Annotated in this window: 23 protein-coding genes; 11 read left to right on the top strand and 12 right to left on the bottom strand. The window is 70.2% G+C overall.

Annotated features, from left to right (window positions below; all coding sequences use genetic code 11):
- The first annotated feature begins 22 nt into the window (after positions 1-22).
- From bpln_RS07015 to bpln_RS07005, 3 genes are all read left to right on the top strand, one after another.
- Positions 23-1,558: an ATP-binding protein gene (locus bpln_RS07015; protein ID WP_055138431.1), complete on the top strand. Its 1,536-nt coding sequence runs from the start codon at positions 23-25 to the stop codon at positions 1,556-1,558.
- Positions 1,546-3,075: an ATP-binding response regulator gene (locus bpln_RS07010; RefSeq protein WP_042624567.1), complete on the top strand. Its 1,530-nt coding sequence runs from the start codon at positions 1,546-1,548 to the stop codon at positions 3,073-3,075. Before bpln_RS07015 ends, bpln_RS07010 begins: the two co-directional genes overlap by 13 nt.
- A 478-nt stretch (positions 3,076-3,553) precedes the next feature.
- Entirely contained in the window at positions 3,554-4,747 is a 1,194-nt protein-coding gene (locus tag bpln_RS07005) for an SDR family NAD(P)-dependent oxidoreductase (protein WP_055138430.1), read from the top strand.
- Between the two features lie 88 nt (positions 4,748-4,835).
- On the opposite strand, the gene bpln_RS07000 is transcribed toward bpln_RS07005, so the two are convergent.
- From bpln_RS07000 to bpln_RS36630, 3 genes are all read right to left on the bottom strand, one after another.
- Positions 4,836-5,231, bottom strand: coding sequence for a tautomerase family protein (locus tag bpln_RS07000; protein WP_055138429.1), 396 nt, complete (start codon positions 5,229-5,231; stop codon positions 4,836-4,838).
- 126 nt (positions 5,232-5,357) lie between these two features.
- The gene (locus bpln_RS06995) at positions 5,358-6,263 is read right to left on the bottom strand and encodes a LysR substrate-binding domain-containing protein (protein WP_042624565.1); all 906 of its coding nucleotides are present in this window, start codon (positions 6,261-6,263) and stop codon (positions 5,358-5,360) included.
- Positions 6,264-6,283: 20 nt separating this feature from the next.
- A complete protein-coding gene (locus tag bpln_RS36630) occupies positions 6,284-6,439 on the bottom strand; it encodes a hypothetical protein (protein WP_158512012.1) in 156 nt (51 codons plus the stop codon).
- On the opposite strand from bpln_RS36630, the gene bpln_RS06990 reads away from it, so the two are divergent.
- Positions 6,438-6,836, top strand: coding sequence for a tautomerase family protein (locus bpln_RS06990; RefSeq protein WP_042624564.1), 399 nt, complete (start codon positions 6,438-6,440; stop codon positions 6,834-6,836). The two genes, bpln_RS36630 and bpln_RS06990, sit on opposite strands and share 2 nt — an antisense overlap.
- Before the next feature lie 122 nt (positions 6,837-6,958).
- Complete coding sequence (locus tag bpln_RS06985) at positions 6,959-7,303, top strand: DUF3088 domain-containing protein (RefSeq protein WP_055138428.1); 345 nt, start codon at positions 6,959-6,961, stop codon at positions 7,301-7,303.
- Between the two features lie 139 nt (positions 7,304-7,442).
- On the opposite strand, the gene bpln_RS06980 is transcribed toward bpln_RS06985, so the two are convergent.
- The 6 genes from bpln_RS06980 to bpln_RS35155 form a co-directional block, all read right to left on the bottom strand.
- The gene (locus bpln_RS06980; RefSeq protein WP_055138427.1) at positions 7,443-8,213 is read right to left on the bottom strand and encodes an SDR family oxidoreductase; all 771 of its coding nucleotides are present in this window, start codon (positions 8,211-8,213) and stop codon (positions 7,443-7,445) included.
- A gap of 100 nt (positions 8,214-8,313) precedes the next feature.
- The gene (locus bpln_RS06975) at positions 8,314-8,724 is read right to left on the bottom strand and encodes a cupin domain-containing protein (protein ID WP_042624561.1); all 411 of its coding nucleotides are present in this window, start codon (positions 8,722-8,724) and stop codon (positions 8,314-8,316) included.
- 247 nt (positions 8,725-8,971) lie between these two features.
- Positions 8,972-10,369 carry a carbohydrate porin gene (locus bpln_RS06970; protein ID WP_404990976.1) on the bottom strand — a complete coding sequence of 466 codons (1,398 nt, stop codon included), beginning with the start codon at positions 10,367-10,369 and terminating at the stop codon, positions 8,972-8,974.
- Positions 10,370-10,492: 123 nt separating this feature from the next.
- Entirely contained in the window at positions 10,493-11,311 is an 819-nt protein-coding gene (locus bpln_RS06965; RefSeq protein WP_042624559.1) for an ABC transporter ATP-binding protein, read from the bottom strand.
- Between the two features lie 22 nt (positions 11,312-11,333).
- Entirely contained in the window at positions 11,334-13,055 is a 1,722-nt protein-coding gene (locus tag bpln_RS06960; RefSeq protein WP_042624558.1) for an ABC transporter permease subunit, read from the bottom strand.
- Positions 13,056-13,116: 61 nt separating this feature from the next.
- A complete protein-coding gene (locus bpln_RS35155; RefSeq protein WP_070106394.1) occupies positions 13,117-13,314 on the bottom strand; it encodes a hypothetical protein in 198 nt (65 codons plus the stop codon).
- 646 nt (positions 13,315-13,960) lie between these two features.
- Here bpln_RS35155 and bpln_RS37625 point away from each other — a divergent pair.
- The 6 genes from bpln_RS37625 to bpln_RS06935 all read left to right on the top strand — a co-directional run bounded on the left by bpln_RS37625 (position 13,961) and on the right by bpln_RS06935 (position 19,953).
- Positions 13,961-14,485 carry a hypothetical protein gene (locus tag bpln_RS37625; RefSeq protein ID WP_244486968.1) on the top strand — a complete coding sequence of 175 codons (525 nt, stop codon included), beginning with the start codon at positions 13,961-13,963 and terminating at the stop codon, positions 14,483-14,485.
- Between the two features lie 30 nt (positions 14,486-14,515).
- Positions 14,516-15,031 carry a fimbrial protein gene (locus bpln_RS37620; RefSeq protein ID WP_226993614.1) on the top strand — a complete coding sequence of 172 codons (516 nt, stop codon included), beginning with the start codon at positions 14,516-14,518 and terminating at the stop codon, positions 15,029-15,031.
- Between the two features lie 7 nt (positions 15,032-15,038).
- Positions 15,039-15,779 carry a fimbrial biogenesis chaperone gene (locus bpln_RS06950; RefSeq protein WP_055138426.1) on the top strand — a complete coding sequence of 247 codons (741 nt, stop codon included), beginning with the start codon at positions 15,039-15,041 and terminating at the stop codon, positions 15,777-15,779.
- Between the two features lie 13 nt (positions 15,780-15,792).
- Positions 15,793-18,222 carry a fimbria/pilus outer membrane usher protein gene (locus tag bpln_RS06945; RefSeq protein WP_055138425.1) on the top strand — a complete coding sequence of 810 codons (2,430 nt, stop codon included), beginning with the start codon at positions 15,793-15,795 and terminating at the stop codon, positions 18,220-18,222.
- On the top strand, positions 18,219-19,172 hold the full coding sequence (locus bpln_RS06940) for a fimbrial protein (RefSeq protein WP_055139470.1): 954 nt from the start codon (positions 18,219-18,221) through the stop codon (positions 19,170-19,172). Before bpln_RS06945 ends, bpln_RS06940 begins: the two co-directional genes overlap by 4 nt.
- A gap of 124 nt (positions 19,173-19,296) precedes the next feature.
- Positions 19,297-19,953, top strand: coding sequence for a response regulator transcription factor (locus bpln_RS06935; RefSeq protein WP_042624554.1), 657 nt, complete (start codon positions 19,297-19,299; stop codon positions 19,951-19,953).
- Positions 19,954-20,022: 69 nt separating this feature from the next.
- Here bpln_RS06935 and bpln_RS06930 read toward each other — a convergent pair whose 3' ends face one another.
- The 3 genes from bpln_RS06930 to bpln_RS06920 all read right to left on the bottom strand — a co-directional run bounded on the left by bpln_RS06930 (position 20,023) and on the right by bpln_RS06920 (position 25,366).
- Positions 20,023-23,460, bottom strand: a complete 3,438-nt coding sequence (locus bpln_RS06930; RefSeq protein ID WP_055138424.1) for a hybrid sensor histidine kinase/response regulator — start codon at positions 23,458-23,460, stop codon at positions 20,023-20,025.
- A 281-nt stretch (positions 23,461-23,741) separates the two neighbouring features.
- On the bottom strand, positions 23,742-24,968 hold the full coding sequence (locus bpln_RS06925; protein ID WP_042624552.1) for a beta-ketoacyl-[acyl-carrier-protein] synthase family protein: 1,227 nt from the start codon (positions 24,966-24,968) through the stop codon (positions 23,742-23,744).
- On the bottom strand, positions 24,968-25,366 hold the full coding sequence (locus bpln_RS06920) for an acyl carrier protein (protein WP_141755106.1): 399 nt from the start codon (positions 25,364-25,366) through the stop codon (positions 24,968-24,970). Before bpln_RS06920 ends, bpln_RS06925 begins: the two co-directional genes overlap by 1 nt.
- Positions 25,367-25,599: the final 233 nt, after the last annotated feature.

Here is a 25,599-nt window from a genome sequence, read left to right as displayed (position 1 = left end):
TCACGAACAGGTCCACCCGAGCATGGCCATCCAGATACAGCTCATTTCACTCGATTCCGAGGAACAGGTGGCGGCCGCGCGCCGTCAGGCGCGCGTGATCGCCGCCGGCCTCGGTTTTGCGCCGCTCGACCAGACCCGCATCGCCAGCGCGGCGTCGGAGGTCGCCCGCAACGCGCTGGTCCATGCCGGCGGCGGCACCGTGTCGTTCGAATTCGACGTTCAGGCGCGGCCGCAGGCGCTCACGCTCGTGGTGCGCGACGACGGCCCCGGCATCCGCGACCTGCAGGCCGTGCTCGACGGCAGTCACCGCTCCGGGCCCGGCGTGACCGGCAACGGCATCGCCGGCTGCCGCCGCCTGATGGATCACTGCGCGATCGAATCGACGGCCGGGCGCGGCACCACCGTGACCATGCTGCGCGTGCTGCCGGCCGACCGGCCGCCCGTCGCGGCGGCGGCCGCGCAGGCGCTGGCCGATGCGCTGCGCGGCGACCCGCCCGCCTCACTCGCTTCACCCGCCGCGCCGGGCTCGTCCGGTCCGCAGGCCGCGCCCGCCGCGCCGCGCCCGTTCGCCCAGGAGCCGCGCAACCCGTTCGCCGAGCTGCAGCAGCAGAACCACGAGCTGCTGACTGCGCTGACCGAGCTGCAGGCGCGCCAGGAGGACCTGTCGCGCCTGACGAGCGAGCTCGAGGCCACCAACCGCGGCGTGGTCGCGCTCTACGCCGAGCTCGACGAGCGCGCCGAGGAGCTGCGCCGCGTCGATTCCCTCAAGACCCGCTTCCTGTCCGACATGAGCCACGAGCTGCGCACCCCGCTCAGTTCGATCCGCGCGCTGTCGAACCTGCTGCTGAACCGGCTCGACGGCGAACTGACCAGCGAGCAGGAACGGCAAGTGCTACTGATCCGCAAGTCGGCCGAGGATCTGACCGACATCGTCAACGATCTGCTCGACCTGGCGAAGATCGAGGCGGGCCGCACCGACGTGCTGCCGGTGCCGTTCGAACCGCACAACATGGTGGCGGCGGTACGCGCCACGCTCGCGCCGCTGTTGAGCAGCCCGACCGTGCAGCTGATCTTCGACGACATGCAGGGCTTGCCGTCGATGCTGACGGACGAGGCCAAGGTCACGCAGATTTTGCGCAACTTTGTATCGAACGCGCTCAAATTTACAGAGCGCGGCGAGATTCGCGTCAGCGCGCGCTTGCAGCCCGACGACGAGCACATCACGTTCTTCGTCTCGGACACGGGCATCGGCATCGCGCAGGAGGATCAGGAATTGATATTCGAGGCATTTGGGCAGGTGCGCAGCCATCTGCAGCAGCGCGTCAAGGGCACCGGGCTCGGCCTGCCGCTGTGCCGCAACCTCGCCGCGCTGCTGGGCGGCGAGGTCGGCATGGAAAGCCGCCTCGGCGAAGGCTCGACGTTCTACGTCACGCTGCCGCTGCGCTTCGACTCCCAGCCCCCGGCGGCCCCTGACGGTACCGCCACGGTGGCCCGCGCGCGCGCGGCCGGCGGCCTCGACGCCCCGATCTCGCGCGGAGGCAACGCATGGCCGCGCTGAACCCGCTGATCCTCAACGTCGACGACAACGAGGGGGCCCGCTATGCCAAGACGCGCGTGCTGGTCCACGCCGGCTACGAGGTGATCGAGGCCGGCACCGGCCAGGACGCGCTGGAGCTGGTCGAAGCGCGCCGCCCGGCGCTGGTGCTGCTCGACGTGCGGCTGCCCGACATCAGCGGCATCGACGTCTGCTCGCAGATCAAGCGCGACGCGCACACGCGCTCGACGCTGGTGCTGCAGACCTCGGCCGCGGCCGTACAGTCGCTCGACAAGGTGCGCGCACTCGACGGCGGCGCCGACAGCTACCTGACCGAGCCGATCGCGCCGGCCGAACTGGTCGCGAACGTGCGTGCGCTGCTGCGCCTGCACCGCGCCGAGGAAGCGCTGCGCGACGCCGACCGCCGCAAGGACCAGTTCCTCGCCACGCTCGCGCACGAGCTGCGCAATCCGCTCGCGCCGATCCGCAACGCGATCGAGCTGATGGACCCCAAATACCACGCGGCCGAGGCGCTGGTGCAGGACGCGCGCATGATCGCGCGCCGCCAGGTGGATCACCTGAGCCGGCTGGTGGACGACCTGCTCGACGTATCGCGCATCACCCACGGCAAGATCGCGCTGCGCATGGAGCCGGTGGACATCGAGGCGGCCGTGGCCGCCGCGGTGGAAACCAGCCAGCCGGCCGTGGAGCGCAAGCACCACCTGCTGCGCGTGAACATGCCGACGCTGCCCTGCGTGGTGCGCGGCGACGCGATCCGGATCTCGCAGGTGATCGCCAACCTGCTGTCGAACGCGGCCAAGTACACGCCCGACGGCGGGCGCATCGAGCTTGGCGTGGCCATCGCGCCCGGCGCCGTCGAGATCAGCGTGGCCGACAACGGCATCGGCATCGCGCCGGCCGAACTCGACGACGTGTTCAACCTGTTCATGCAGTCGGCCGACTCGGTCAAGCGCTCCGAGGGCGGGCTCGGCATCGGCCTGTCGCTCGCGCGCACGCTCACCGAACTGCACGGCGGCACCATCGGCGTGAGTTCGGACGGCATCGGCCACGGCTCGCGGTTCGTGGTGCGGCTGCCGCTCGCCGTCCCCGACGAGGCCGCCGCCGGCCCGGACGCCGCCGACGCGGCGCCGCGCCCGCAGCGCCGCGTGATGGTGGTGGACGACAGCGTGGACGGCGCCGAATCGATGTCGGTGCTGCTGCGCATCCTGGGTCACGAAGTGCGCACGCTCTACGACGGCGCGTCGGCAATCGCGGCCGCGCCAATGTTCCGGCCCGAGGTGGTGATGCTCGACATCGGCCTGCCCGGCATGGACGGCTACGAGATCGCGCGCGCGCTGCGCGGCCTGCCCGCCACGGCCGGCGCGCTGCTGATCGCGCTGACCGGCTACGGCCAGGAAAGCGACCGCCAGCGCACGCGCGCGGCCGGCTTCGACCACCATCTGGTGAAGCCGGCGACGCTCGAGGATATCGAGCGCGCGATCGCCACCGCCGGCACCGACGCGGTGGCGCGTCGGCACTAGGCGGTACCGGCGCGACTTGGCGGCGCCGAGCGGGGCCAGACTGCGCCGGATGACGTCGGGCGGCGCGGGGTGGCCGCGTTCCGGCATCGGGCGAGCTGGATCAAGCCGCGCCGGCCCGACCACACCGGGTCGAACCCGGGTCGAATCCAAGCCGCCGCGTCGGCCCCGGCCATCGAGCCGAACCGGGCCGCTGAACCGGATTGCCGCCTCTCGGCCCGTGCGGACGACGGGTCCCCACGGCCGGACTGAATCGGCCCGCCGGCCCGCGCCAGCCGCGCGCCGCGGCTACCCCGGCTGCCCGCCGGTCGACGCCCGCCGGCCCGCTCTCTCCCTCGACGATCTTTCACTTCTCTTTCGCCGCATCACCCGATTGTCCGCGCCCGGCGCGGCTTCGCCGGGCCGGGCACACGCGTTGCTCGATCTCTCGCGAGCCTCGGGATCGCGATCCCGGTTCCCGTTCACGACCAGGAGCTTCGCCATGTCCGGCAGCATGGATCAAACCACGATGCGTGATCCGCTCACGCAATACCCGCGTCCCGACTTCGAGAAGCAGCCGCAGCCCGCGCCGGGCCTCGCCCGCGAGATGCACCCGAAGCCCGACCACGGCGAAACCAGCTATCGCGGCACGGGTCGCCTGAAGGGCCGCCGCGCGCTGATCACCGGCGCCGACAGCGGCATCGGCCGCGCCGTGGCGATCGCCTTCGCGCGCGAAGGCGCCAGCCTCGCCCTGAACTATTTACACAGCGAGGAAGCCGATGCCCGCGAGGTCGTGAAACTCGTCGAGGACGCCGGCCGCCAGGCGCTCGCGCTGCCCGGCGACATCGCCGACGAGGCCTTCTGCCGGCAGCTCGTGACCGACGCGGTCGACGGCCTCGGCGGCCTCGACATCCTCGTCAACGGGGCCGGCAGGCAGGTCTGCGTCGAGCCCGGCGAGGCGAGGCCGCGCGGCTGCTTCATCGGCTGGCCCGACGCGCGGCCGGAATCGGAACGCTATCTGGCGCTGATGGAGGCGCTCGGCGCGCGCGCGATCGACCGGCAGCTCGCGTTCCCGCTGCAACAGCGCGATCGCGACGAATGCGCGGCGCTGGTGGCCGCGCACGGGCTCGAACCCGAGCGGCTGGTACTGATCCATCCCGGCGCGCGCCTGCCGTCGCGCCGCTGGCCGGCCGAGCGTTTCGCGGCCGTGGCCGACAACCTCGCCGCCGACGGCTGGCAGATCGCGATCACCGGCACCACCGCCGACGCGCCGTTCACGGGTGCCGTGCTCGGCGAGATGGCCGCGCCCGCGCTGCATCTCACCGGCCTGACCTCGCTGGGCGGGATGGCCGCGCTGGTGGCGCGTGCGCGCCTGGTGGTCTGCAACGACACCGGCATCTCGCGGATCGCCGCCGCCGTGCGCACGGCTTGCGTGGTGGTGGTCGCGGGCAGCGACACGCGCCGCCCGGCGCCGCCCGACCGCGCGCTGGCCGACTACCCGCCGTGCCGCCCGTGTCAGCCGCAGGAATGCCCGCACGATCACGCCTGCGCGCACGACGTCAGCGTCGAGCAGGTGGTGGGCGCCGCCTGCGCGCAGCTGGACCGCGTGCGCGGCGCGGTACCGGCCGAGCCGAACGTACTGCACACGGCGGCGGGGCTGGCGCGCGCGGCGCGGGAGTGGCATCACGCGGCGTGAGCGTGGCCGCGGGTGCGCCGGGCTGGCGTCGCGCGCCCGGCGCGCGGCACGGCCACGGCGCCCGCCGCGCCTCCTACCGCCGCGCCTCCTACCGCCGCGCCGCCCCTTGCGCGCGCTGCGCCTGGGTCAGTCCGTCATAGCCCCAGCTGTCCTTCGGCACTTCGTGAACCACCACGTAGCAGACCTCGGACAGCTCCGGGCCGAGCACCGAACGCAGCAGTTGCGCCGTTTCGGCGATGAAACGGGCCTTCTGCTCGGGGGTATTGGTACCGGCGCTGACGATCGCATCGACCTGCGCCACGCGGCGCACCGGCTCGCCGCCCACGCTCCAGGCCGCGAGCGGCACCTGTTCGACCAGTACGCCGACGAGCGGCCCGACCTTGCCGAGCACTTCGGCCATCAGCGCGGTGACGCCTTTCTGGAGGTGCGCAACCTGTTGCGGTTCGAGCGGCCGGCCGGCCACCTTGACGTCGATGAAGGGCATTCTGCTTCTCCTTGGCTTGGACGGGCCGCGCAGGCAGCCCCGAGACCCCAGCTTAGGCAGACGTCATGCTTCTGAAAAGTTGAAAGTTTGAAATGCTTGCTTCGCCGGAATCGAACGATTCGAGCCTCAGGCGGCGCGCTCCGCCGCCATGCCGATCTCGTCGCGGACCATCTCGAGCAGGATCGCGGTGAGGCGTTCGACGGCGGCCGGCGGATCGGTCTCGGCGCGGCACAGCACGAGCGGGATCGACGGCAGCCGCGGCAGGCCGGTGGCGGCCGGATCGAGCGCGGCCAGCGTCTTCGGCAGATGGATGGCGGTGCGCGCCGTGATGCCGAGGCCGCCCTCGGCGGCGGCCCAGAGCCCCGACAGGCTCGGGCTCGTGAACACCAGCCGCCACGGCAGCCCGGCCGCGTCGAGCGCCGCGACCGCCGCCGAACGGAAGCCGCACGGCGGCGCGAACGCCGCGAACGGCAGCGGCTCGGCGCCGAGGCTGGCCACGCCTGGCCAGCCGGGCGCGCCGATCCACTGTAGCGGCACGTCGGCCACCTTCTCGCCGCGCGGCATGCCTGCCGATTCGCCCCACACCAGCGCGATGTCGAGTTCGCCGCGCAGCGTGCGCTCGACGAGCGGCACCGCACGGTCGACCTGCACCTCCACGCGCACCTTCGGATGGGCGCGCGCGAAACGCTGCAGCACCGCCGGCAGCCAGCCCTCGGCGAAATCCTGCGGCAGCCCGAGCCGCGCCCAGCCTGCCACGTCGGTGCCGCGCAGGCTCTCGACCGCCTCGTCGTTGAGCGCGAGCAGCCGCTTGGCATAGCCAAGCAGGCTCTCGCCCGCCGTGGTCAGCGCCAGCCCGCGCCCCGACTTCTGCACCAGCGGCTGGCCGACCTGCTCCTCGAGCCGGCGCAGCTGCGTGCTCACGGCCGACTGCGAGCGCCCGAGCCGCTCGGCCGCGCGCGCGAAGCTGCCCAGTTCGAAACCGGTGACGAAGGTGCGCAGCACGTCCATGTCGAGATTGGTGCGGGAAGCCATGATTCGATTTTATGGAAGTATTAATTCATAAATTTCAAATTTTCAGAATAATTGTTGGCGCCTATCGTAGCGATGTCAAGCACGACGCCAAAGCCGGCTTCACCCTTCCCCACAATGGTTTCCGGGCCGGCGCCGGTGCCGGCATCCATCCCGTGAACCTCAAGGAGTCCTGACATGCCGCTTGTCCATCTCTCCCTCATCAAGGGTAAATCCCCGGCGTATATCCGCGCGATCGGCGACGGCGTTCACCGCGCGCTCATGGAAGCCTACGGCGCGCCCGCCGACGACCGTTTCCAGCTCGTTCACCAGCACGAGCGCGACGAACTGATCTACGACCCCGACTATCTCGGCATCCATCGCACCGACGATCTCGTGATCATCCAGATCATCGCCGGCAACTGGCGCGACACGCCGAAGAAAAAGGCGCTGTTCGCCGCGATCGCGGCCAATCTCGCACGCGATCCGGGCCTGCGCCCCGAGGACGTGATGATCACGCTGACGCCGAACGCGCGCGACGAGTGGTCGTTCGGCAACGGGCTCGCGTCCTATGTGAAGGACGACGACGCCAGTTGACCAGGCCGCCGCGCGATTAGCACGATCGCGCATATGGTTGGCTCGATTTCTTCGTGGCCGACGCCGCGAGGCACCGGCAGAATCAGGCCCTCCCCTGATCGATCACACGAGGACCGAACTTCATGAGCCGTGATCTCCTGCTCCTGCTCGAACCGGGTTTCACCGATCCGGCCCATCCCGCCGAGCGCTTCGTCTGCCCGCACGGGCTGCCGATCGAAGGGCTGCTGGCGAGCGACCCGACGCGCGCCGCGCGGCTCGACGTGCGCCGCGTGCCGTTCGCGCGGCCTCGCCCTGCCGTGGTGGCGGCGCTCGATGAAGCGCATCAGGGGCTACCCGTGCTGATCCTCGGCGACGAACACCCGGCGCCCGACGACGCCGAGACGCTCGGCACCACGCGCTTCGTGACCGACCCGAAGCGCATTCTCGCGCTGCTGACGGAACGCCACGGCTTCCCGACGCTGCATTGAGCCGGTCCCGCGTCCGGGCGGGCGGTTTCGCATCGACCGCACTGTCGATCGCGCCGGCCGCGCCGCCCTGCCATCCCGGCACCGCGAAGCATGAATCAGGCACCACCGGGGCGGCGCTTGTCCGCGCCGCCCCGCCCGCTCACCGGTACTTCGCCCCGCCGTCCGCGTCGATCACGACGCCGCTCAGGTACGACGCGCGATCCGAGGCGAGGAACGCGACCAGATCGGCCATCTCCTCGGGCTCCGACGGCCGGCCGAACGGCAGCGCGTCGAGCAGTTCGCGCCAGCGCGACGCGTCGCCGAACGCCGTTTCCGCGCGGCTGCGGTACAGCTTTTCGAGCCGCTCGGTGGCGCACGGTCCCGGATTGATGCCGACCACGCGCACGCCGCGCGTCGTCGCGTGCGCGCCGACCGCCTGCGTGAACGCCACCAGCCCGGCATTGGCCGTCGAGCCGAGGATGTAGTCGTAGCGCGGCGTCACGCCGGCCGCGCCGATCACGTTGACGATCACGCCGCTGCCGCGCGCCATCATCGCCGGCAGCGCAAGCCGCGCGAGATCCATGTAGCCGAACAGCTTCAGCTCCCAGGCCGCGCGCCACGCGGCCTCGTCGACGGCCCCGAGGCCGCCACCCGGGATCGCGCCGGCATTGTTGACGAGGATGTCGATCGGGCCGGCCGAGGCGAGCAGCTGCTCGCGCGCCCGCGCGTCGGCCAGATCGAGCGCGGTGGCGCGCACCGGCACGTCGAAGGCCGCCTCGACCGTGTGCTTCGCGCGCTCGATCGCGTCGGGGTTCGACGACACCAGATGCACGCTGCATCCCTCCTTCGCCAGCGCCATCGCGCTCGCGAGACCGATGCCCTTCGAGGCGCCCGTGACGAGCGCCGAGCGGCCGTTGATACCGAGATCCATGTCCTGCTCCCGTTGATGATGAGAAAACGCGCCGGCCCGACGGCCACCGCGGAATACGCGCGATACCGGCCGGCAAGCGAGCCGGGCGGGCCAGGCGAACCTATTGCGTCGCCACCGGCGCCGAGGCCGGCGTGGCGAGCGGCTTGCCCTTGTCGACGACGTGGACCGTCACGAGTTCGACCGGCGTGGTGCCGTCGTTGCGCACGCTGTGTGCGATCCCGGCCGGCACCACGAACGCGCCGCCGGCATGCACGGTCTGCTGCGGCCTGCCGGCCACCATCAGCGTCAGGTCGCCCGTCGTGACGTAGCTGATCTCGTCGCCGAAATGCGTGTGCCAGCCGAGCACCGCGTGCGGCGGTACCTCGACGCGCGCGACCACCGCCTGGCGCCCCGGCACCGACACGTCCTGCTTCAGCACCTCCGTGCGGCTGATCCCGGAGCCCTGCGCGTGCGCGACGGACGCCGCCGCGACGATGAGCGTCGCCAGCGCGACGCGAGCCGTTCTTTTCATGGATGTCTCCCCCGCCCGAATGAGCGTGCTTCGTGGAAACCGCATGTTACGTCGGCGCGGCGCAACGCGTGCGACCGGCATGCACGACCTCGGCCGAGGCTTTCGGAATGCCGAAAGAATGCTTTCACATCGACTTCGCAAGCATCGGCCGCCACGAAGCCTGCATCGATCGTTGCGGCCGCAACCGACACTCCACGATGGCGAGGACGGCAAGCCGCCCCGCCGCCGCCGCTTCATCGCGCCCGCGTCAGAACTGCAGCACCGTCTTCACGCCGGCGATCACTTCATTGCCGATGCGCCGGCCCGGATCGAGCGGATTCGGGATGCCGCCCGACGGCCGGAACACGTACTGCAGATCGCCCTGCAACTGCCACCACGGGGCAACCTGATACTGGTATGTGGCCTCGACCACGGTCTCGGCGCTGCGCCGCGGATAGCCCGGCGTGGTGGCGGCGGTATCGCGGTCGAGCGCGCGCGCATGCGAGCCGATCTGCGAATAGCCGACCGCGATGCCGGCCACATCGTCGTCGCGCCCCGCGAACGGCGCCTTCAGCGCGAGACCCGCGTTCACGCCGATGCCGACCACGTTGCGGTCGTCGGGCGCGCCCATCACCTCGGCGAACACGCTCAGCGCGCGCGGGCCGCCCGCCGCGCGCCAGACCGTCTGGTCGGCAATCGCGTAAAGGCCGTAGTTGCCGTGATGCGAGCGCGCCGTGCCGCCGCTGGCCGGGTCCGAGAGCGGCACGCCGTCGGCACCGTCGCGCAAGTCGTCGAAACGCCCGGTGTCGTACCAGAACCCGACCTTGTAGGTGCCGGGCAGGCCCGCGGGCGAATGGCCGGCCGCGCCGTCATCCGGGTTCAGTGCGTATTGCGCCTCGCCGATCAGCAGCGTGCCGCCATGCAGGTTGAACGTGGTGCCGTGGGCGTTCAGGCGTTGCGGGTCGCCGTCGCCGGGGCCGGCGGGGTTGTCGTCGAACGCGCCGGCCAGGAACGTCCAGTGCGGCGACGGCGCGAGCCGGAACCGCACGCCGAGCGACGACAGCGGATAGGCGGGGCCGCCCGCCGGCATGTCGACGGACGGCAGGCCCGGCCAGCCGAACGCGGCGTTCACGAACACCGCGCCGGTATCGCTGACCATGAACTCCTGGTCGAGGCTCTGCTGGCCGATCTTCACGTCGAACGCGCCGTCGAACAGCGACTGCCTGTACCAGAGTTCCCACAGCCGCGTGCCGGAATCCGCCTCGAGGCCGCCCGCGTTCTGCATCAGGCCGAGATCGTGCATGCTGAGGCTGCGGCCGTGGATCTGCAGGCCCGACACGTTGAACGTGCCGCCCGGCAGGCCGAACGCCTTCCTGGTGTCGACGCCGATCGTCAGCTGCGTGGTGCCGCTGTATTCGCCGCCGCGCCGCGTGCCGCCCGTGAAATTGCGGAAATACTCGGAGCTTTCCTGCAGGCCCAGATCGACGCCGTGATCGGCCAGCCAGGGGCGTATGCCGCCGAAGTCGCCGAACAGCGTCGCGCGCTGCATCAGGTCGGTGGGGGCCGCGTCGGCTTCGGTGCCGGCCGCGCAGGCGCCGCGGGAGACGAGCAGCGCCAGCAGCGCGCCGAGCGCGGCGGCGTCGCGCTTTCGCAGGAACAGGTTCATCTTCTTCATCGCAGGTGGGTTGTGCATCGATCCGGTGTTGCCGGCAATGCTTTCGTTAAGGATTCCTTCGTTTATTGACAACACCGTGATCCGGCCGCCCGTTCGGCGGGCGGCCGGCCGGTGTCAGGCGTAGGACAGCGCGATCTGCGTGTTCAGCAGATCGGTCACGTGCTCGATCCGGTCGAGCATGTTGCGCACCGTGCGCTCGGCGCGCGGCGTGTCGATCGAGATCTCGTGCATGATGCGGCCGGGGTTCGAGCCGAGCACGACGAGGCGGTCGGACATCATCACTGCCTCGGTCACGTCGTGCGTGACCATGATCATCGACGCGGTGCCGATCTGGCGGCTGGTCCACATCGCCATCAGGTCGTTGCGCAGCTTCCCGGCCGTGAACATGTCGAGCGACGAGAACGGTTCATCGAGCAGCAGCAGGTCCGGCTCGATCGCGAGCGCGCGCGCGAAGCCCACGCGCTGCTTCATGCCGCCCGACAGCTCGCGCGGGAACGCCTTTTCATAGCCCTGCAGCCCGATCAGCCGGATCAGGTTGGCGACCTCGTGATCGATGCGCGGCGCCTCGATGCCGTTGGCGTGCAGGCCGAACGCGATGTTCTCGAACACGGTCAGCCACGGATACAGCGCGAAGGTCTGGAACACCATGCTGATCGCGCTGTGCGGGCAGGTCAGTTCCTCGCCGCGCAGCGACACGACGCCGAGCGTCGGCTGCACCAGCCCGCCGATCGTCTTCAGCAGCGTCGACTTGCCCGAGCCGGACTTGCCGAGAATGCTGACGAATTCGTTGACGCCGATCTCGAGATTGATCTCGTGCAGCACTTCGTGGCCCACGCCGCCCTGGCCGATGAAGGTCTTGTTGACGTTCTTCAGTTCGAGGAAGTGCGACGGCAGCGGCGCCGGGACACGGGACGGGTTCGACAGGTTCTTCATGAGGTGACTCCTTGGGATCGGATCAGTCGTAACGGAATTTGCGTTCGGCGAAGCGGTACAGCGGCTGCCAGACGAACATGATGCAAAGCGCAACCATGAAGCACATGGCGGTGCAGCCGAGCGCGGCGGCCGCGTTGTCGCCATTGCCGGTGGTGGTCGAGATGAAGGCGCCGAGGCCCGAGGTGCTGGCCGTGCGCGAGCCCCACTGCACGACCTCGGCGGCGATCGCGGCGTTCCAGGCGCCGCCCGCGGCGGAGATGGTGCCGGTCACGATGTACGGGAAGATCGAGGGCAGCATGTACTTGCGCCACCACATCGCGCCCTTCACATGGAACATCTGGCTGACTTCGGTGATCTGGGTGGGAATCGCGAGCGTGCCGGCGATCGTGTTGAACAGGTAGTACCACTGCGTGCCGACCATGATCATCGGGATCGTCCACCAGCCGAGCGAGCGGTGCGCGGTGATCACGAACAGCGCGATCAGCGGGTAGTAGATGTTCGGCGGGACCGCCGCGAGCACCTGCGCGACCGGCTGGAACACCGTCAGGCGCCTGGGGTGGCTCGCCATCCAGACGCCGAGCGGCACGAACAGCACGCAGCTGAGCAGCATCGCGAGCGTGACGCGCCCGGCGGTCTCGAGCATCCACCACGGCAGGACGGCCAGGTTGTCCTTCGGGAAATATTCCCAGAGCTGGTAGCCGCCATAGGCGCAGCCCACCGTGAGCGCGAAGTACCAGATCGTCGACCAGAGCCAGTTCGCGCGCGCGAGCAGGCGCGTGGCGCGGTCGAGGCGCAGCGCGTACCAGACGCGCGGCAGCCGGAAGATCCAGGCATCGGCCAGCCGCGCGAGCAGTTGGCCCGCCGAGCGCGCGATCCGCGAACTCGCGAGGCAGTCGTAGAACCACGAGCGATACTGCATGTCGCGCTTGGCCGCGGAATCGTCGTTCTTGAAGCGGATCGTGTAGCGCACCAGCGGGCGGAAGATGAACTGGTCGATCACGACGATGTTCAGCACCAGCGCGACCAGCGCGTAGATGACGGCGCGATAGCTGGCCGCGTCGAGCGCCATCGACACATACGAGCCGACGCCGGGCAGCAGCACCGTGTCGCCGTTGGCGGCGGGAATCGCCTCCGAGGCGACCAGCGCGAACCAGGCGGCCGCCTGCGAGTTGATCGCGTTCCAGAGGAAGCCCGGCACCGAGTACGGCCATTCGAGGCGCCAGAAGCGCTGCCATGCGTTGTAGCGAAACGAATCGGCCACCTCGCGCAGTTCCTTCGGCACCACGCGCATGGTCTGGTAGACGGTCAGCATCATGTTCCAGGCCTGGCCGGTGAACACGGCGAAGATCGCGAGCGACTCCATCCCCATCGTGTTGTGCGGATAGAGGCCGAGGAAGAAGCCGGTCGTGAACGTCATGAAGCCGACCAGCGGCACCGACTCCATGAAATTGACGAACGGCAGGATCACGCGGCGCATCGGCGCGTAGCGCGCGGCGAGCACGCCGAACACCAGCGAGAACAGCGTCGACCAGACCATGCCGATCAGGAAGCGCATGGTGGTGCGCACCGAGTAGTACAGCAGGTTCGCCGGCGCGAGCGCGAGCGCCGGGTTCTCGCTGGCCGGGCGGTGCATGTCGATCCACGCGGTCACGAAGAACCACGCGAACAGCGCGATGCAGACGAGCACGATCGCGTCGCTGCCGAGCGAGACGTCGCGGCGCTTCGGAAAAACAAGTGACTTCATGTTGCTGGCTCCTGGGCTACGGAACGGTTTGGGAAAGCGGTGCGGCCGGCACGGGCCGCGCTCAGAGGCCGGCTCGGGGACGCTCCGGCACGACGCGAGCGCGGCGCCGGCAGCGCGTGGCCGGCACGGCGCGACGCGGGGCGAAGCGAGGCACCAGGCGCGGCAGGACGGAGCTGCGCGCGTCCCGGCCGGCGATCGGGCCCAGCGAGAAATACAGCTGACTCCTGAGAATGAATTGCGAGCGAACGGCGAGTTTCATGGCTCGTCTCCACGTCAATGAATCGGACTGCCAACCGATTTCCGTGATTACGAAACCCGGCGCCGCGCCCGGTTCGGGCACGGCGAGTCCGTCGTGACATTCGACATGGACCGCCAAACCGTGGCACCGCCCTCGACCGCCGGCCGACCGTGGCGCCAGACGACATCCGGCGGCGACGCCCGGCAAACGGGCGCGCGCCACCGTCGCGTCAACGCACTGGCGGCGCCGCGAGCAGGGAACAGGAGCGGAACACGCGTCACCGCGCAGGCGCGTTGCCTGCCGTGGGCGATCCGGGTCGTATGTCGTGAAAGGTTTCCGATCGACGCCGCGGGCCGGCCGCCGTCAGGCGGCGCATCCGGGTCGTCCCGGTCGATCAGTCTTCAGGCGGGAAATCTGCCCGGTCGGGCGAGATGACACCGCATCCGCGTTCCGGGATGCGGCGCAGGGAAGTGCGTCGAATCCTCAGTCGGCGGCAGGATGGGGGCGTAACCCACTACTGCCTGCATCGGCTTGCACTGAAGTCTCCGAAGGTGAGAACAGGCCGAATGGTAGGTGCCTTTCGTTCTCGATGTCAAAGCAGCACATCGGACGCCGTGACGCACATCAAGAAAAAAACGCCCTGAAAGGACGCTGAAACCAACCCCATGTGGGTTTTTCCCGCATCACGATCACCGTCTCGACATTATTCGAAATCCTATGCATATCACGTCACCCCTGTTCAACCATTGCTTACAAGGAACTATCATTTCCCGCACTTCTTCACCTCCTCTTCTCCCGTGAAACCAACATGAATCACGACCCGAGTCTTTGGGGCCCAGAGAACAAGATAGTCTGCGTCGAACTCCATCAATCCGGCCTCCTCTCCGACGAGCAACTGCGCATCGACACGCTCTATTACCGGCGCGTGCTGAGCACGCGCGACTGGCACGGCTATCGCATCTGGGGCAGCTGGCTGGTGGCGCGGATGCGGCGCCAGCCGGCGCTGGCCGCCTGCCTGAGCCGCCCGGCCCGCTGGCTCGCGAGCGATTCCGCATACCAGCTCGGCCTGGCGGCCCGGCCGCATCTCGGCGGCATGCTGGTTCGCCGCCTCGCCTTCCTGCCCTTCTGCCGCATCGCCGGCGCGCTGGCGGCACCGGCCCACCGTCGCAGCCAGCCCTCGTCCATCGCCTGACCCGCTTCCACCCACCACACGACTCCTTCCATGAACACGCATTCATTTCGTTGCCTCGCCGGCGCGCTGCTCGCGCTGGCGGCCTCGACCTCGGCGCATGCGGTCGACGGCACCGTCAACTTCAGCGGCCACATCGTCGATACGCCCTGCACGATTTCCACCGACGGGAAAACCGTCGCGGTCAACATGCAGGACGTCAGCGCCGGCGCCGTGCTCGACACCAGTGCCCCGAAGACGCCCTTCAGCATCAAGCTCAGCAACTGCTCGACCGCCCTGAAGAAAAACGTCCAGGTGACGTTCAGCGGCACACAGGTGGCAAACGGGCTTCTCAGCCTGCGGAACGAGCCGGGCGCGGCTAAGAACGTCGCCATCCAGCTCTACCAGGACGGCAAGACGCTGAGCCTCGACAAGCTGTCGGAAAGCGTGCCGTTGAAACAGGGCGCCAGCGAGATTCCGTTCGCCGCGCAATACGTGGGTTACGGCGGCCAGTTGCCCGTCTCCGGCACGGCAAACGCCATCGCCCAATTCACGCTGACCTATCCGTGAGCTTGGGATGACAGCCCCGCATGCCGCGTCGCGGCGCACGTCGGCCGCCGCGCGGCGTCGGCGATATCAGGCCGGCGCCCTCGCGCTGACGGTCGCGATGCTGTTGCCCTGGCACCCTGCGAGCGCGGAAATCCGGATCGGCAAGGTGCGCGTGATCTATTCGGCCGACCATCCGGACGCAACGCTGGCGGTGACGAACGCCGGCACCGAAGCGGCAATCGTGCAAACCTGGATCGAGTCGGCCGACGGCTCGCTCGATACCCCGTTCTTCGCCGCGCCGCCGCTGTTCCGCCTCGATCCGGGCGACACCAACCTGGTCCGCGTGACGCTGGTCGGACAGGCGCCGGCCACGCGCGTCGAGCGCCTGTACTGGATGAACGTGAAGGAGATCCCGCCGTCGCCGCCGGAGTCCGCCGGCAACACGCTGCAGTTCGCGATCCGCACGCGCATCAAGCTGCTGTACCGGCCGCCGGGACTCGACGGCGCGTTCGACGCGGCCCGCGACCTGGCGTTGAGCCGCGACGGCACCTCGCTCGACAACACCTCGCCGTATGTCGCCTCGTTGTTCGTCGGTTGCCCGGGCGCCCATCAGCAGGAATCCTTGACCATCAACCCGCATGCTTCGTTGCCGATGCCCCGGATGTCCTGCCCGCCGGCCGACGTTCGAATCCAATCGATCAACGACTATGGCGGCATCAGCCCGACCGTCACGCTGCCGCCTGGCGGCCCGCGGCCCGCGTCGCACTAGGCTCGCGCTTGCCGTGCTGCTGCTGGCCATCGCCAATGCCGCAAGAAGCGACGAAGCGCTGCGTTTCAACAACGACTTCCTGACGCTGGACGGCGTTGCGCTACCGGTGGATCTCAACTACTTCGCAAAGGAAAACAGCGTGTTGCCCGGCCGCCATCCCACCCTCGTCACGTTCAACCGCGAGCAGACGGGTTTGCATACGATCCGCTTCGTCGCGCGCCGCGCGAACGACGTGAAAGGCGAGCAGGTCGTGCCCTGCGTCACGCGCGCCATGCTCGATCGTTGGGACGTCGATACGGCGCACCTCCCTGCTTCCGGCGACGCCTGCCTCGACATCGAATCGCTCGTCCCCGGCTCGACCGTGCGCTACGTCGCACGCACCCAGTCGCTGTTCGTGACCGTGCCGCAGACCGCGATGATCCGGCGCGCGGCGGGCGCCGTCGACCCGCGCCTGTGGAACTACGGCGAAACCGCGGCCGTGGCGAACTACGACGTCAGCGCCAGCCACGACGCCGTGAATGGCGACACCGGCGCGACGCTGAACCTCGACACCGCCGTCAACCTGGGCCGCTGGCTGTTCCGCAATCGCAACTACGCGAGCCTCGATCGCGGGCGGACCACCTGGCAGCCGGCCGAGTTCTCGCTGTCGACGCCGCTCGCGCGGTTCGGCGGCGCGCTGACGGCCGGCGACACGTCGTCGACGAGCGACCTGTTCGACAACTTCCGGTTCCGCGGCGTCACGCTGCAGTCGGACGAAGGCATGGTGCCGGACAGCCTGCAGGGTTATGCGCCCGTGATCCGCGGCGTGGCAACCAGCGAATCGCGCATCACGATCCGCCAGAACGGCGGCGTGGTCTACGACAGGTACGTACCGCCCGGCCCGTATTCGATCGACGATCTCGGCAGCGCGTCGGCCGGCGCCGATCTCGACGTGACGATCACCGACGCCGCGGGCAAGGTCACGCGCTACCGCCAGCCGTACAACACGCTGCCGATCATGCTGCGCCGCGGCCGCACGCGCTATCACATCGCGGGCGGCGCCTACGATGGCTACGGCGGCCGCCGTCACGATCCGTTCGTCTGGGCCGAGGTCGAGCACGGGATGCGCCACAGCCTCACGCTGTTCGGCGGCTTGATCCAGGCATCCCGCTACACCGCCCGCAGCATCGGCGCGGGCGTCGACCTGGGCCGCGCCGGCGCGGTCTCGGCCGACCTCGTGCGCACCACGGCGGCCCTGACGGGCAACCTGCCGTCCCTGGCCTACCGGCTGCGCTACGCGAATTCGATCACGCGCCTGCGCTTCGACGTGAACGCCTCGCTGCGCCGCTACACGAACGCGGCGTTCCTGAATTTCGACGACGCGATGGGCGACACGCTGCAGACCTCCATCGAGCACGGCGTGCGCTCGCACGACCAGTTCGGCGTCAACCAGGGGCTGGGCGGCACCGTCTCGCTCTACGCGTCCTACGACCATCGCGCGTATTTCGGCGGCCTGCCGGCCGACCGGATCCTGCAGGTTGGCCTGTCCGGCTCGTACAGCGTCGTGAGCTACAACCTCGCCATCGGCAACATCCGCCAGCGCGGCCGCAACGTCAGCAACTATCTGCTGCTCACGCTGAACCTGCCGCTCGGCCGGGCGACCAACGTCAGCTATTCGGGCAACTACGACCAGCGCCAGGGCCTGTCGCAGCAGGCCAGCGTGTTCGGTTCGCTGCTGGACGACGGCCGGCTCGGCTACACCGCCAACGCCTCGCGCACGCAGCGCGACAGCAGCCTCTACGCCTCCACCACCTACGCGGGGTCGAAGGGAACGGTGTCGCTGTCGCAGACGTTCGCGAAGCATGCCGCGCGCACCATCGCCGAATTCAAGGGCGGCGCGATCGGCGACGCGCGCGGCGTGCTGCTGTCGCAGCGCATCGACGAAACCGCCGCCATCGTCGATGCACCCGGCCTGCGCGGCGCGCTCGTCAACGGCAACCCGGGGATCCGCACCAACCGCGACGGCCGCGCCGTGGTGACCAACCTGCTGCCGTACCGGCGCAACCAGATCCGGCTCGACGAGGATCGCCATCGCAGCGGCGACGACGACGCCGAGGCCACGCTGCTGCAATCGTTCGCCACCACGGTCCCCACGCGCGGCGCGATCACGCGGCTGCATTTCCAGACCGCGATCGGCTGGCACTCCTTGAACACGCTGCTCGACGTGCATGGCAAGCCGCTGCCGTTCGGCACCATGATCCGCGATGCGCGGCGCCGCATCGTCAGCGTGGTGGGGCCGCTCGGACGGGTCTGGCTGACCGGCCTGCACGACGAAAACGACTTCACCGCCACACTCGGCGGCACGTCCCTCGCGCTGTGCCGGTTCCAGGTCACGCGCCATCGGCGCAACCAGCCGCTGACGTGCCTGCCGGCCCGCTCGCTGTCGGCCTCCAGCACGCCATGACGCATACCGGCCGCCGCCTCGCCCTGCTCGTCCTGCTCCTGTGCCTCGCACCGGCGGCCCGCGCGTTCTGCCTGCGCAACCCGGCCTGGGGCGGCACGCGGATCGTGATGGCCCCCGGCAAGTCGTTTTCCGCCGACCCCGCGCTGCCGGTCGGCACCGTGATCACGGAAGGCCGCCTGACGATGCCCGTACCGAGCAAGTGGACGCGCCAGTACGTTCCGATCGGACGCTGTCCGGTGGGGACGACCGAGATTTTCGCCGCCACGCACCCGCTCCTGTCCGGCGACCTGTTCTCGACCAACGTGCCCGGCATCGGCTATCGCTTGATCTATCCGAACGGATGGCACGCGCCGCAGTTCATCCGCAATGTCAAACCGGGCTTCGTACTCTACTATCCGCAAGGGGACTTCCAGATCCAGTTCGTGAAGACCGGGCCGATCAGCCCGGGCGTGGTGCCGGCCGGCCGCTATGGCTACGACACCGTGAGCGGATACGAGGATTTCATCGTGTTCACGCTGAACAATCCGATCGTCGTCACCGTGCCGAGCTGCCACGTGGCCGCCGGCTCGGCGCAGCAGACGGTGCGCTTCGGCGATGTCGCCAGTACCGACTTCTCCGGGATCGGCACCGCCGCCGGCAGTCGCCCGTTCTCGATCCGGCTGCGATGCGACGACGCCGTCTCCGCGGTCGGGCTCAGCTTCGACGCCACCCCGGACCCGTCGGGCCAGCCCGGCACGCTGCGGCTCGGCGGCGGCGACGGTGCGGCGACCGGCGTCGGCGTCCAGGTACTCGGCGCCGACGGCAAGCCGATCCACTGGCACCAGCGCGTGGCGCTGCCGATCGCCTCGGGCGAGGCGCGCCTCGACATGTCCGCCCGCTACCTGCAGACGGGCCAGGAAATTCGCGGCGGCGTCGCGAACGGCGTGATGACGTTCACGATCACCTACTGATTCACCCGCCAATGCCAGATCCCGCCATGACGCCGCGCCGCCGCCCGTTCCATCGCGCCGGCCATGGCGGCACGGCCCCCCCGCCGCCCGACGCGGCACCGCGTTCACTGACGAAAGCCCGATCATGACTCTATCGCCCTCCATCAACCGCCGAATCCGCGTCGCGCTCGCCGACGATCATCCGCTGATCGCGGCCGCGATGACCAAACTGCTGAGCGAGACGCCATCCATCACGGTGGTCCACGTCTCGCATTCGGGAGCGGAACTGCTCCAGCAGCTGCGCGCCGATCCCTGCGAGCTGATCATCACCGACCTGAGCATGGGCACCAGCGACCAGGCCGACCACGACGGGCTGAAGCTCGTCAGCGCGCTGCGCAAGAACTGGCCGAGCGCGCGCGTGATCGTCTACACGGCGCTCAATCATCCCGCGCTCGCGCAGCGCCTGCTGCACCTGGGTGCGCATGCGGTGGTCTGCAAGGAGGATTCGCTCGACGAACTGCTGGCCGCGGTCGACCAGGTCGCCGTGCCGGGCAACACCTACCTGTCGCGGCAGCTGCGCGGCACGGCGCCCGTGCCCGCTTCGGCGCTGACGCCGCGCGAGCTGGAAGTGCTGCGCCACATCGGCTGCGGCCTGTCGGTCGTCGATATTTCGCGGCGCATGTTCGTGACGGTCAGCACGGTCTCGACGCACAAGCGCAACGCGATGGACAAGCTCAACATCCGCTCGACGGTCGAGCTGATTCAGTACATCCACGCGGCCGGCCTCGCGAACCTGCGCTGAGGGCCGGCCCGCCGCGCCGGCTCGGTGGATTTGCTCCGTGCGGCGCGCCGGTGGCGGCGAACGCAAGGCTCAGGACGCGTCGGCGGCGGGCTCGTCCGGCCCGCTCGCGAGGCGCACGCGCAATGCGTCGAGCGCATCGATCAGGCGCATCGCCGAGATTCGCACGCGTGCCGCATCGCCGTGTTCGGCCAGACGCTCCAGCGCCGCGCAGTCGTCGCGCAGCGCATCGAGCCGCTGCCACGCCAGCGCGCCGCGCAACCGGTGCAGCAGGCGGGACAGGCGCTGCGCGTCATCCTGCGCGACGCAGTCGCGCAACGCGGCCAGTTCCTCGCCGAGATAACGCGCGAACTCGTCCGGCCCGAGCGCCGGACGCTCCGTCCCCGCCGGCGGCGCATCGCCGAGCGTGGTAGCGCGGTAGCCTAGGCGCGCGTAGGCGCTCAAGAGCGCCGTGGACAGCACGTCGAACGTCGCGGGTTTGCCGATGTAGTCGTCGAAGCCCGCGCGCAGGCCGGCCTCGACGTCCTCGTCGCCGACGCTCGCGCTGACCGCGATCACGATCCGCCGCGAGTCGTCCGCGCGCAGCGCCGCCAGCAGCGCCTGCCCCGACATTCCCGGCATGTCGAGATCGGTCATCACGATGCCGACCGGATGGGCGCGCAGCATCGCGAGCGCCTCCGTGCCGCCGCGCGCGACATGGGCCGTCACGCCGAGCCGGCGCAGGTGCTCGGCCAGCAGGTTGCGGCTCCAGACGTTGTCGTCGACCACCAGCACCGCCGGCAATTCACCGTCCTCTTGCGACAGCAGCGACTGCGGCGCCGCGGCGGGCAGCTCGCGACAGGGCGCGGTGTCCCGCCCGGTCAGCGCATCGAGCGCGCGGGCCAGTGCGGACACGTCCCATTCGTCGATCGTGCCGAACGGCTCGCCGGCACGATAGGGCGCGGCTGGCGAGCCCGCCGCGGGCTGCGCGTCGGTGGCCGTGTGGCAGACGATCCGCAGCACCGCGCCGAAGCTCGGCGAGCCGGTGCCGGCCACGCGTTCGGCATCGGTCGGCCGAGGCGCGCCGCCGGCCGGCGGCGGCACCGTGTCGGCGCGCAGCAGCAGATCGTAATGCGGCGCCGGCAGCGTGGCCAGTTCGGCCATCGCGGCACGCTGCTCGACGTCGAACCCGTAGGCATGCAGCCATTCCGTCAGCGCCTCGATGCCCTCAGGCGCCACGGCCGCCGCCTCGGCGCCGGTCACGAACACCGCGTGCCGGCTTCCATCCGGTGCGCGCGGCGCGGGGTCGTTCGCGCCGGACGGCGTGAGCGGGATTTCAAAGCGAAAGCACGCGCCGCGCCCCAGCTCGCTCTCGACTCGAATCAGGCCGGACATCTGCCGGCACAGCTCGGCGCAGATCGCGAGGCCGAGCCCGGCCCCGCCGCGTCGCCGGGCCGGGGACCGGCCGCCCTGCTCGAACGGCGCGAAAATCCGCTTCTGCTCGGACACGGCGATCCCCGGCCCCGTGTCGCGCACCTCGCCGACGAGCCGCGCGGTGCCGTCCGCATCGTCGATGCGCTGCGCGCGCAGCACGATCGCGCCGCGCCGCGTGAACTTCAACGCGTTCGACAGCAGGTTCGTGACGATCTGGCCGATGCGCGCCGGGTCGCCATGCAGGCTGCCGCGCAGCGAGGGCGAGAGCCACGCCGTGAAGCGCAGCCCGTTGCGCACCGCGAGCGGCCCGAACAATTGCGCGGCCTCGTCGAACAGCGCGAGCGGCGAGAAATCCTCCGGCACCATGCGCAGCTTGCCGATACTCAGGCGCGACATGTCGAGCATGTCATTCGCGGTAGCGAGCAGCGAGCGCGATACCTGCTCGATCGTCTTGAGCCGCGCGGCCACCGGGTCCGGCATCGGCTCGTCGGCCATCAGTTCGAGGTGGCCGATCAGGGCCGAGAGCGGCGTGCGGATCTCGTGGCTGATCGCGGCGATGAAGCCGGTGCGCATCCGCACCAGCGCCTCGGCGCGCCGCCGCGCATCGCCGAGCGCGCGCTCGACCTGCTTCTGGCGCGTGACGTCGACCACCACGCAAACCAGCACGTCATCGCCGTGATAGCGCACGGGCGCGAACGTGACGCGCAGGTAGCGGTCGCGCGGCGCGATCCGGTCGCGATATTCGAAATGGAAGATGCGCGCCGCCTCGCCCGCGGCGCGATCGCGCTCCGACATCTGCGGGCTCGACAGCCTCTCGCCGAGCGGGGTCGGCAGCGGTTCGCCGTCGACGATGCCGAGCATCGAGCCGGCCAGCGTGTTCGCGATCAGCACCACGGCGTCGCGGCGCCGTGAAATGAACAGCGCGGCCGGCGTCACGGCGGCGAGCAGGTGATAGGCGGCCTCGCGTTCGAGGATCCGGCGCGATTCCTCGCGGCCGCGCCGGCGGCGGCGCGACGCGATGGCCGCACTGATCGCGATCGCTACCGCACCGGCCAGCCCGCCGCCGAGCGGCCAGCGCAGCGCGCCGAACAGCTCGGCATAGTCGAGCCGGTGGACCAGGAAACCGATCTGCGGATTGGCCGGGCGCACGATCGCGAGACCGTCCGAGGTCCAGCACCAGCCGGGATCGTCGGGCTGCTCGCAGAGCGGGAGCGGGATCGCGGGCGCGGCGCGCATCTGCGGCGACGTCGCCGCCACCACGCGCCCGCCCGGCGACACCAGCGCGACGTCGTGCGCGCCGACATCGATGCTCGCGTCGTGCAGACGGCCCTCCAGCGCCGCGCCCGGCAGCTGCGCGATCACGTAGAGCCGGCCGAAGCGCGTGTCGATGGCCGACGCGACGGCGATCGACGAGCCGCCGCCCGCCTCCGTGAACGGCCCGAGCCAGAGCGGGCCGTGGCGCACCAGCCCGGCGCCGCCGGCCCGCGCGGCCGCGTCCCTGACCTCGCGCAGCAGCACGCTGTCGGCCACGCCGCCCGGCGGCGGTGCCGACATCGCGACGAACGGCGGCGCCAGCCCGACCACCCAGACCTGCCGGTCCCGGTGCTCGGCCGCCGACACCGCCGCCGAGAACGCGGCGACGTTGGCGGCGGCGCCGGCGATCTGCCGCCACGCGGGCCCATAGGCGGCTCGCGACGCAGCCGGAAACACGATGCAGAGCGGCACCCCGCCGCCATAGGGAGAAAGCGTGACGCAGCGGGCGCCAGGGGCCAGCGCGCGATCGACGGTCCGGTCGTCGACCGGATCAGGGCCGAGTGCGAGCCGGGCGAGCAGCGCCGTGGCGGCGCGCCGGTTGTTTTCCGCCTCGCGCACGCTGAACGTCTCGACGCGCCGCGCGATCCGGGCCAGCCGGAACATCTCGTCGTCGATCCGCAGCGACAGCGCGATCGTGCAGCCCGCGATCACCATCAGCAGCAGCGCGGCGCCCGCGCCGGCAACAGTCAGCCAGACATGGCGCGTGCCGCGCACGAGCGTCGCGTTCACGCGCCCAAACGCTTCATGGAGCGCCTTTTCGGTCAGGTTCAGGATCTGTTGCATCGGGAAGGAGCGGGCGCGATCGGCGGCCCGGATCGGGAAGCGTCGGTGGAGTCGGAAGACCGGCCGCTGCGGGGCCGGCCGGGATGAACCCACGCCGCGAGCGTAAATGGGGAGCGCGGTGCGGGCCGGGGGATGCTCGCCGCGGCGGCGGGCGTCCGGCCACGGCACGCAAACGGTTCGCGAAATGGCGACGTGCCGTGCCGAGCATCGACTCTAACGCTGGCGACCGTTGCCGTCTCGTAAACAATCTGGATTATTGACGAACGACAAAAACAAGAGGACTACGGAATAATCCTGCGCAGGATCAGACTCGCGTTATTGCCGCCCATGCCGAACGAATTGCTGAGCACGTAGTCGAGTCCGTCAACGGGGCGCGCGCGATCGGGTACGTGATCAAGGTCGCAGTGCGGATCGAGCGCGTCGAAGTACAGCGTCGGCGGCACGCGCTGCTGCTGCAGCGCCTGCACGCAGATCGCGAATTCGAGCGCGCCGGCCGCGCCGATCAGATGGCCGGTCGCGCCCTTCGTGCTGCTGACGGGAATCCGCGCCGCATGGCTGCCGAGTGCGAGCTTCAGTGCCTGCGTTTCGGCCGCGTCGCCGCTGCGCGTGCCGGTGGCGTGCGCGTTCACGTAGCCGATCGCATCCGGCCCGATGCCGGCATCCACCAGCGCGCGCTCGATCGCGAGCGCCTGGCCCGAGGCGTCGGGCTTCGCGAGATGCGTGCTGTCGTTGCTGGTGCCGTAGCCGACCAGTTCGGCGAGCGGCACCGCGCCACGCGCCAGCGCGTGATCGAGATGCTCGATGCAGAAGATCGCCGCGCCCTCGCCGACCGCCATCCCGGTGCGCGCCGCGCTGAACGGCCGGCAGCCGGTATGCGGCGCCTCGGGCGGCTCGTCGCAGAGCACGCGCGCCTGCTGCCACGCGCCGATCAGTTCCGGCGTCAGCATCGCTTCGCTCGCGCCGCACAGCGCGATGTCGAGATAGCCGTCGCGCACGCGCCGGAACGCCTCGCCGAGTGCCACCGCGCCGGCGGTACAGGCGGTCGCGTAGGTCTGCGCCTCGGCGCGCGTCTTGAGCTGCATCGCGACATGCGCGGCGATCGCGTTCGGCATCGCCGCCGGAATGATCAGCTTCGGCCCCTTGCGGATCAGGCCGTGGAACGACAGCACGCCCTCCACGAGCGAGCCGACGCCGCCGATACCGGTGCCGATGAACACGCCGCACCGCTCGCGCAGCGCTTCGTCGTGCAGCGCGGCCGCGTTGCCGGCCTGCTGCGCGGCGATCACCGCGAGCAGCGTGGCGCGGTCGCAGCAATCGAGCATGCGTCGCGAGAAATAGACGGTGGGATCGATGTCGGCCACGCCGACGCAGCGCGTGATCGCCGGATCGGGATGCCGCGTGATGCCGCTGCGCCCGTCGCAGAGCGCGGCGAACATCGAAACCGGGGTCGCGCCGAGCGGCGACACCGCCCCCATGCCCGTGATCACCACGGCGCGCGGCGCGCGCATCAGAGCGGCTCCGCGGGCGCGTATTTCAGGCGGCGGGCGGCCGCCTCGATCTGCGCGGCCAGTGCCTCGAGATTGGCCGGCGACGACGCGGCGCTGTCGGCCTGGCCGGTCGGCACCTCGTCGAGCCTCAGACCGAACTCGCCTTCGAGCATCAGCACGATCTCGAGCAGGATCAGGGAATCGAAATCGGGGATCACCTCGGCGAACGGCACGCCGGCTTGCAGCCGCCCGGCGTCGACGTTCAGGTGCCCGGCGATGCGGGATGCGATCGCGACACGCAGTGCGTCGCCGGCCGGAAGGATGGGATTCGTCATGCGATCGATACGTAACGTGCGACGGCCCCGCGACACGCGGGGCCGAATGGCGTCACTGTAGCGACGGGCCAGGGGCGTCACCATCGTATGAATTGGAGAACGTTACCGGTTTTGCGCGGCTCGTCCGTGTCATGCCATTCGCCTGTCGACGCGGGCGCGGACATGGGCGCGACGCAGCGCGAGCGGCCCTGACGCGGATGGCGGACCCCGCCATCGCCGGGGCTTTCCGGCCGGGCTTCGACGCCACGATTTCATCCGACCAGCCGCGGCGCGACACGGCCGGGCGATCGATTCCGCCGGCCATTTCCGCCAGTCGA

Source organism: Burkholderia plantarii (genome assembly GCF_001411805.1).
Taxonomy (GTDB): Bacteria; Pseudomonadota; Gammaproteobacteria; order Burkholderiales; family Burkholderiaceae; genus Burkholderia; species Burkholderia plantarii.
This window is presented reverse-complemented; position numbering and strand designations above follow the sequence as displayed.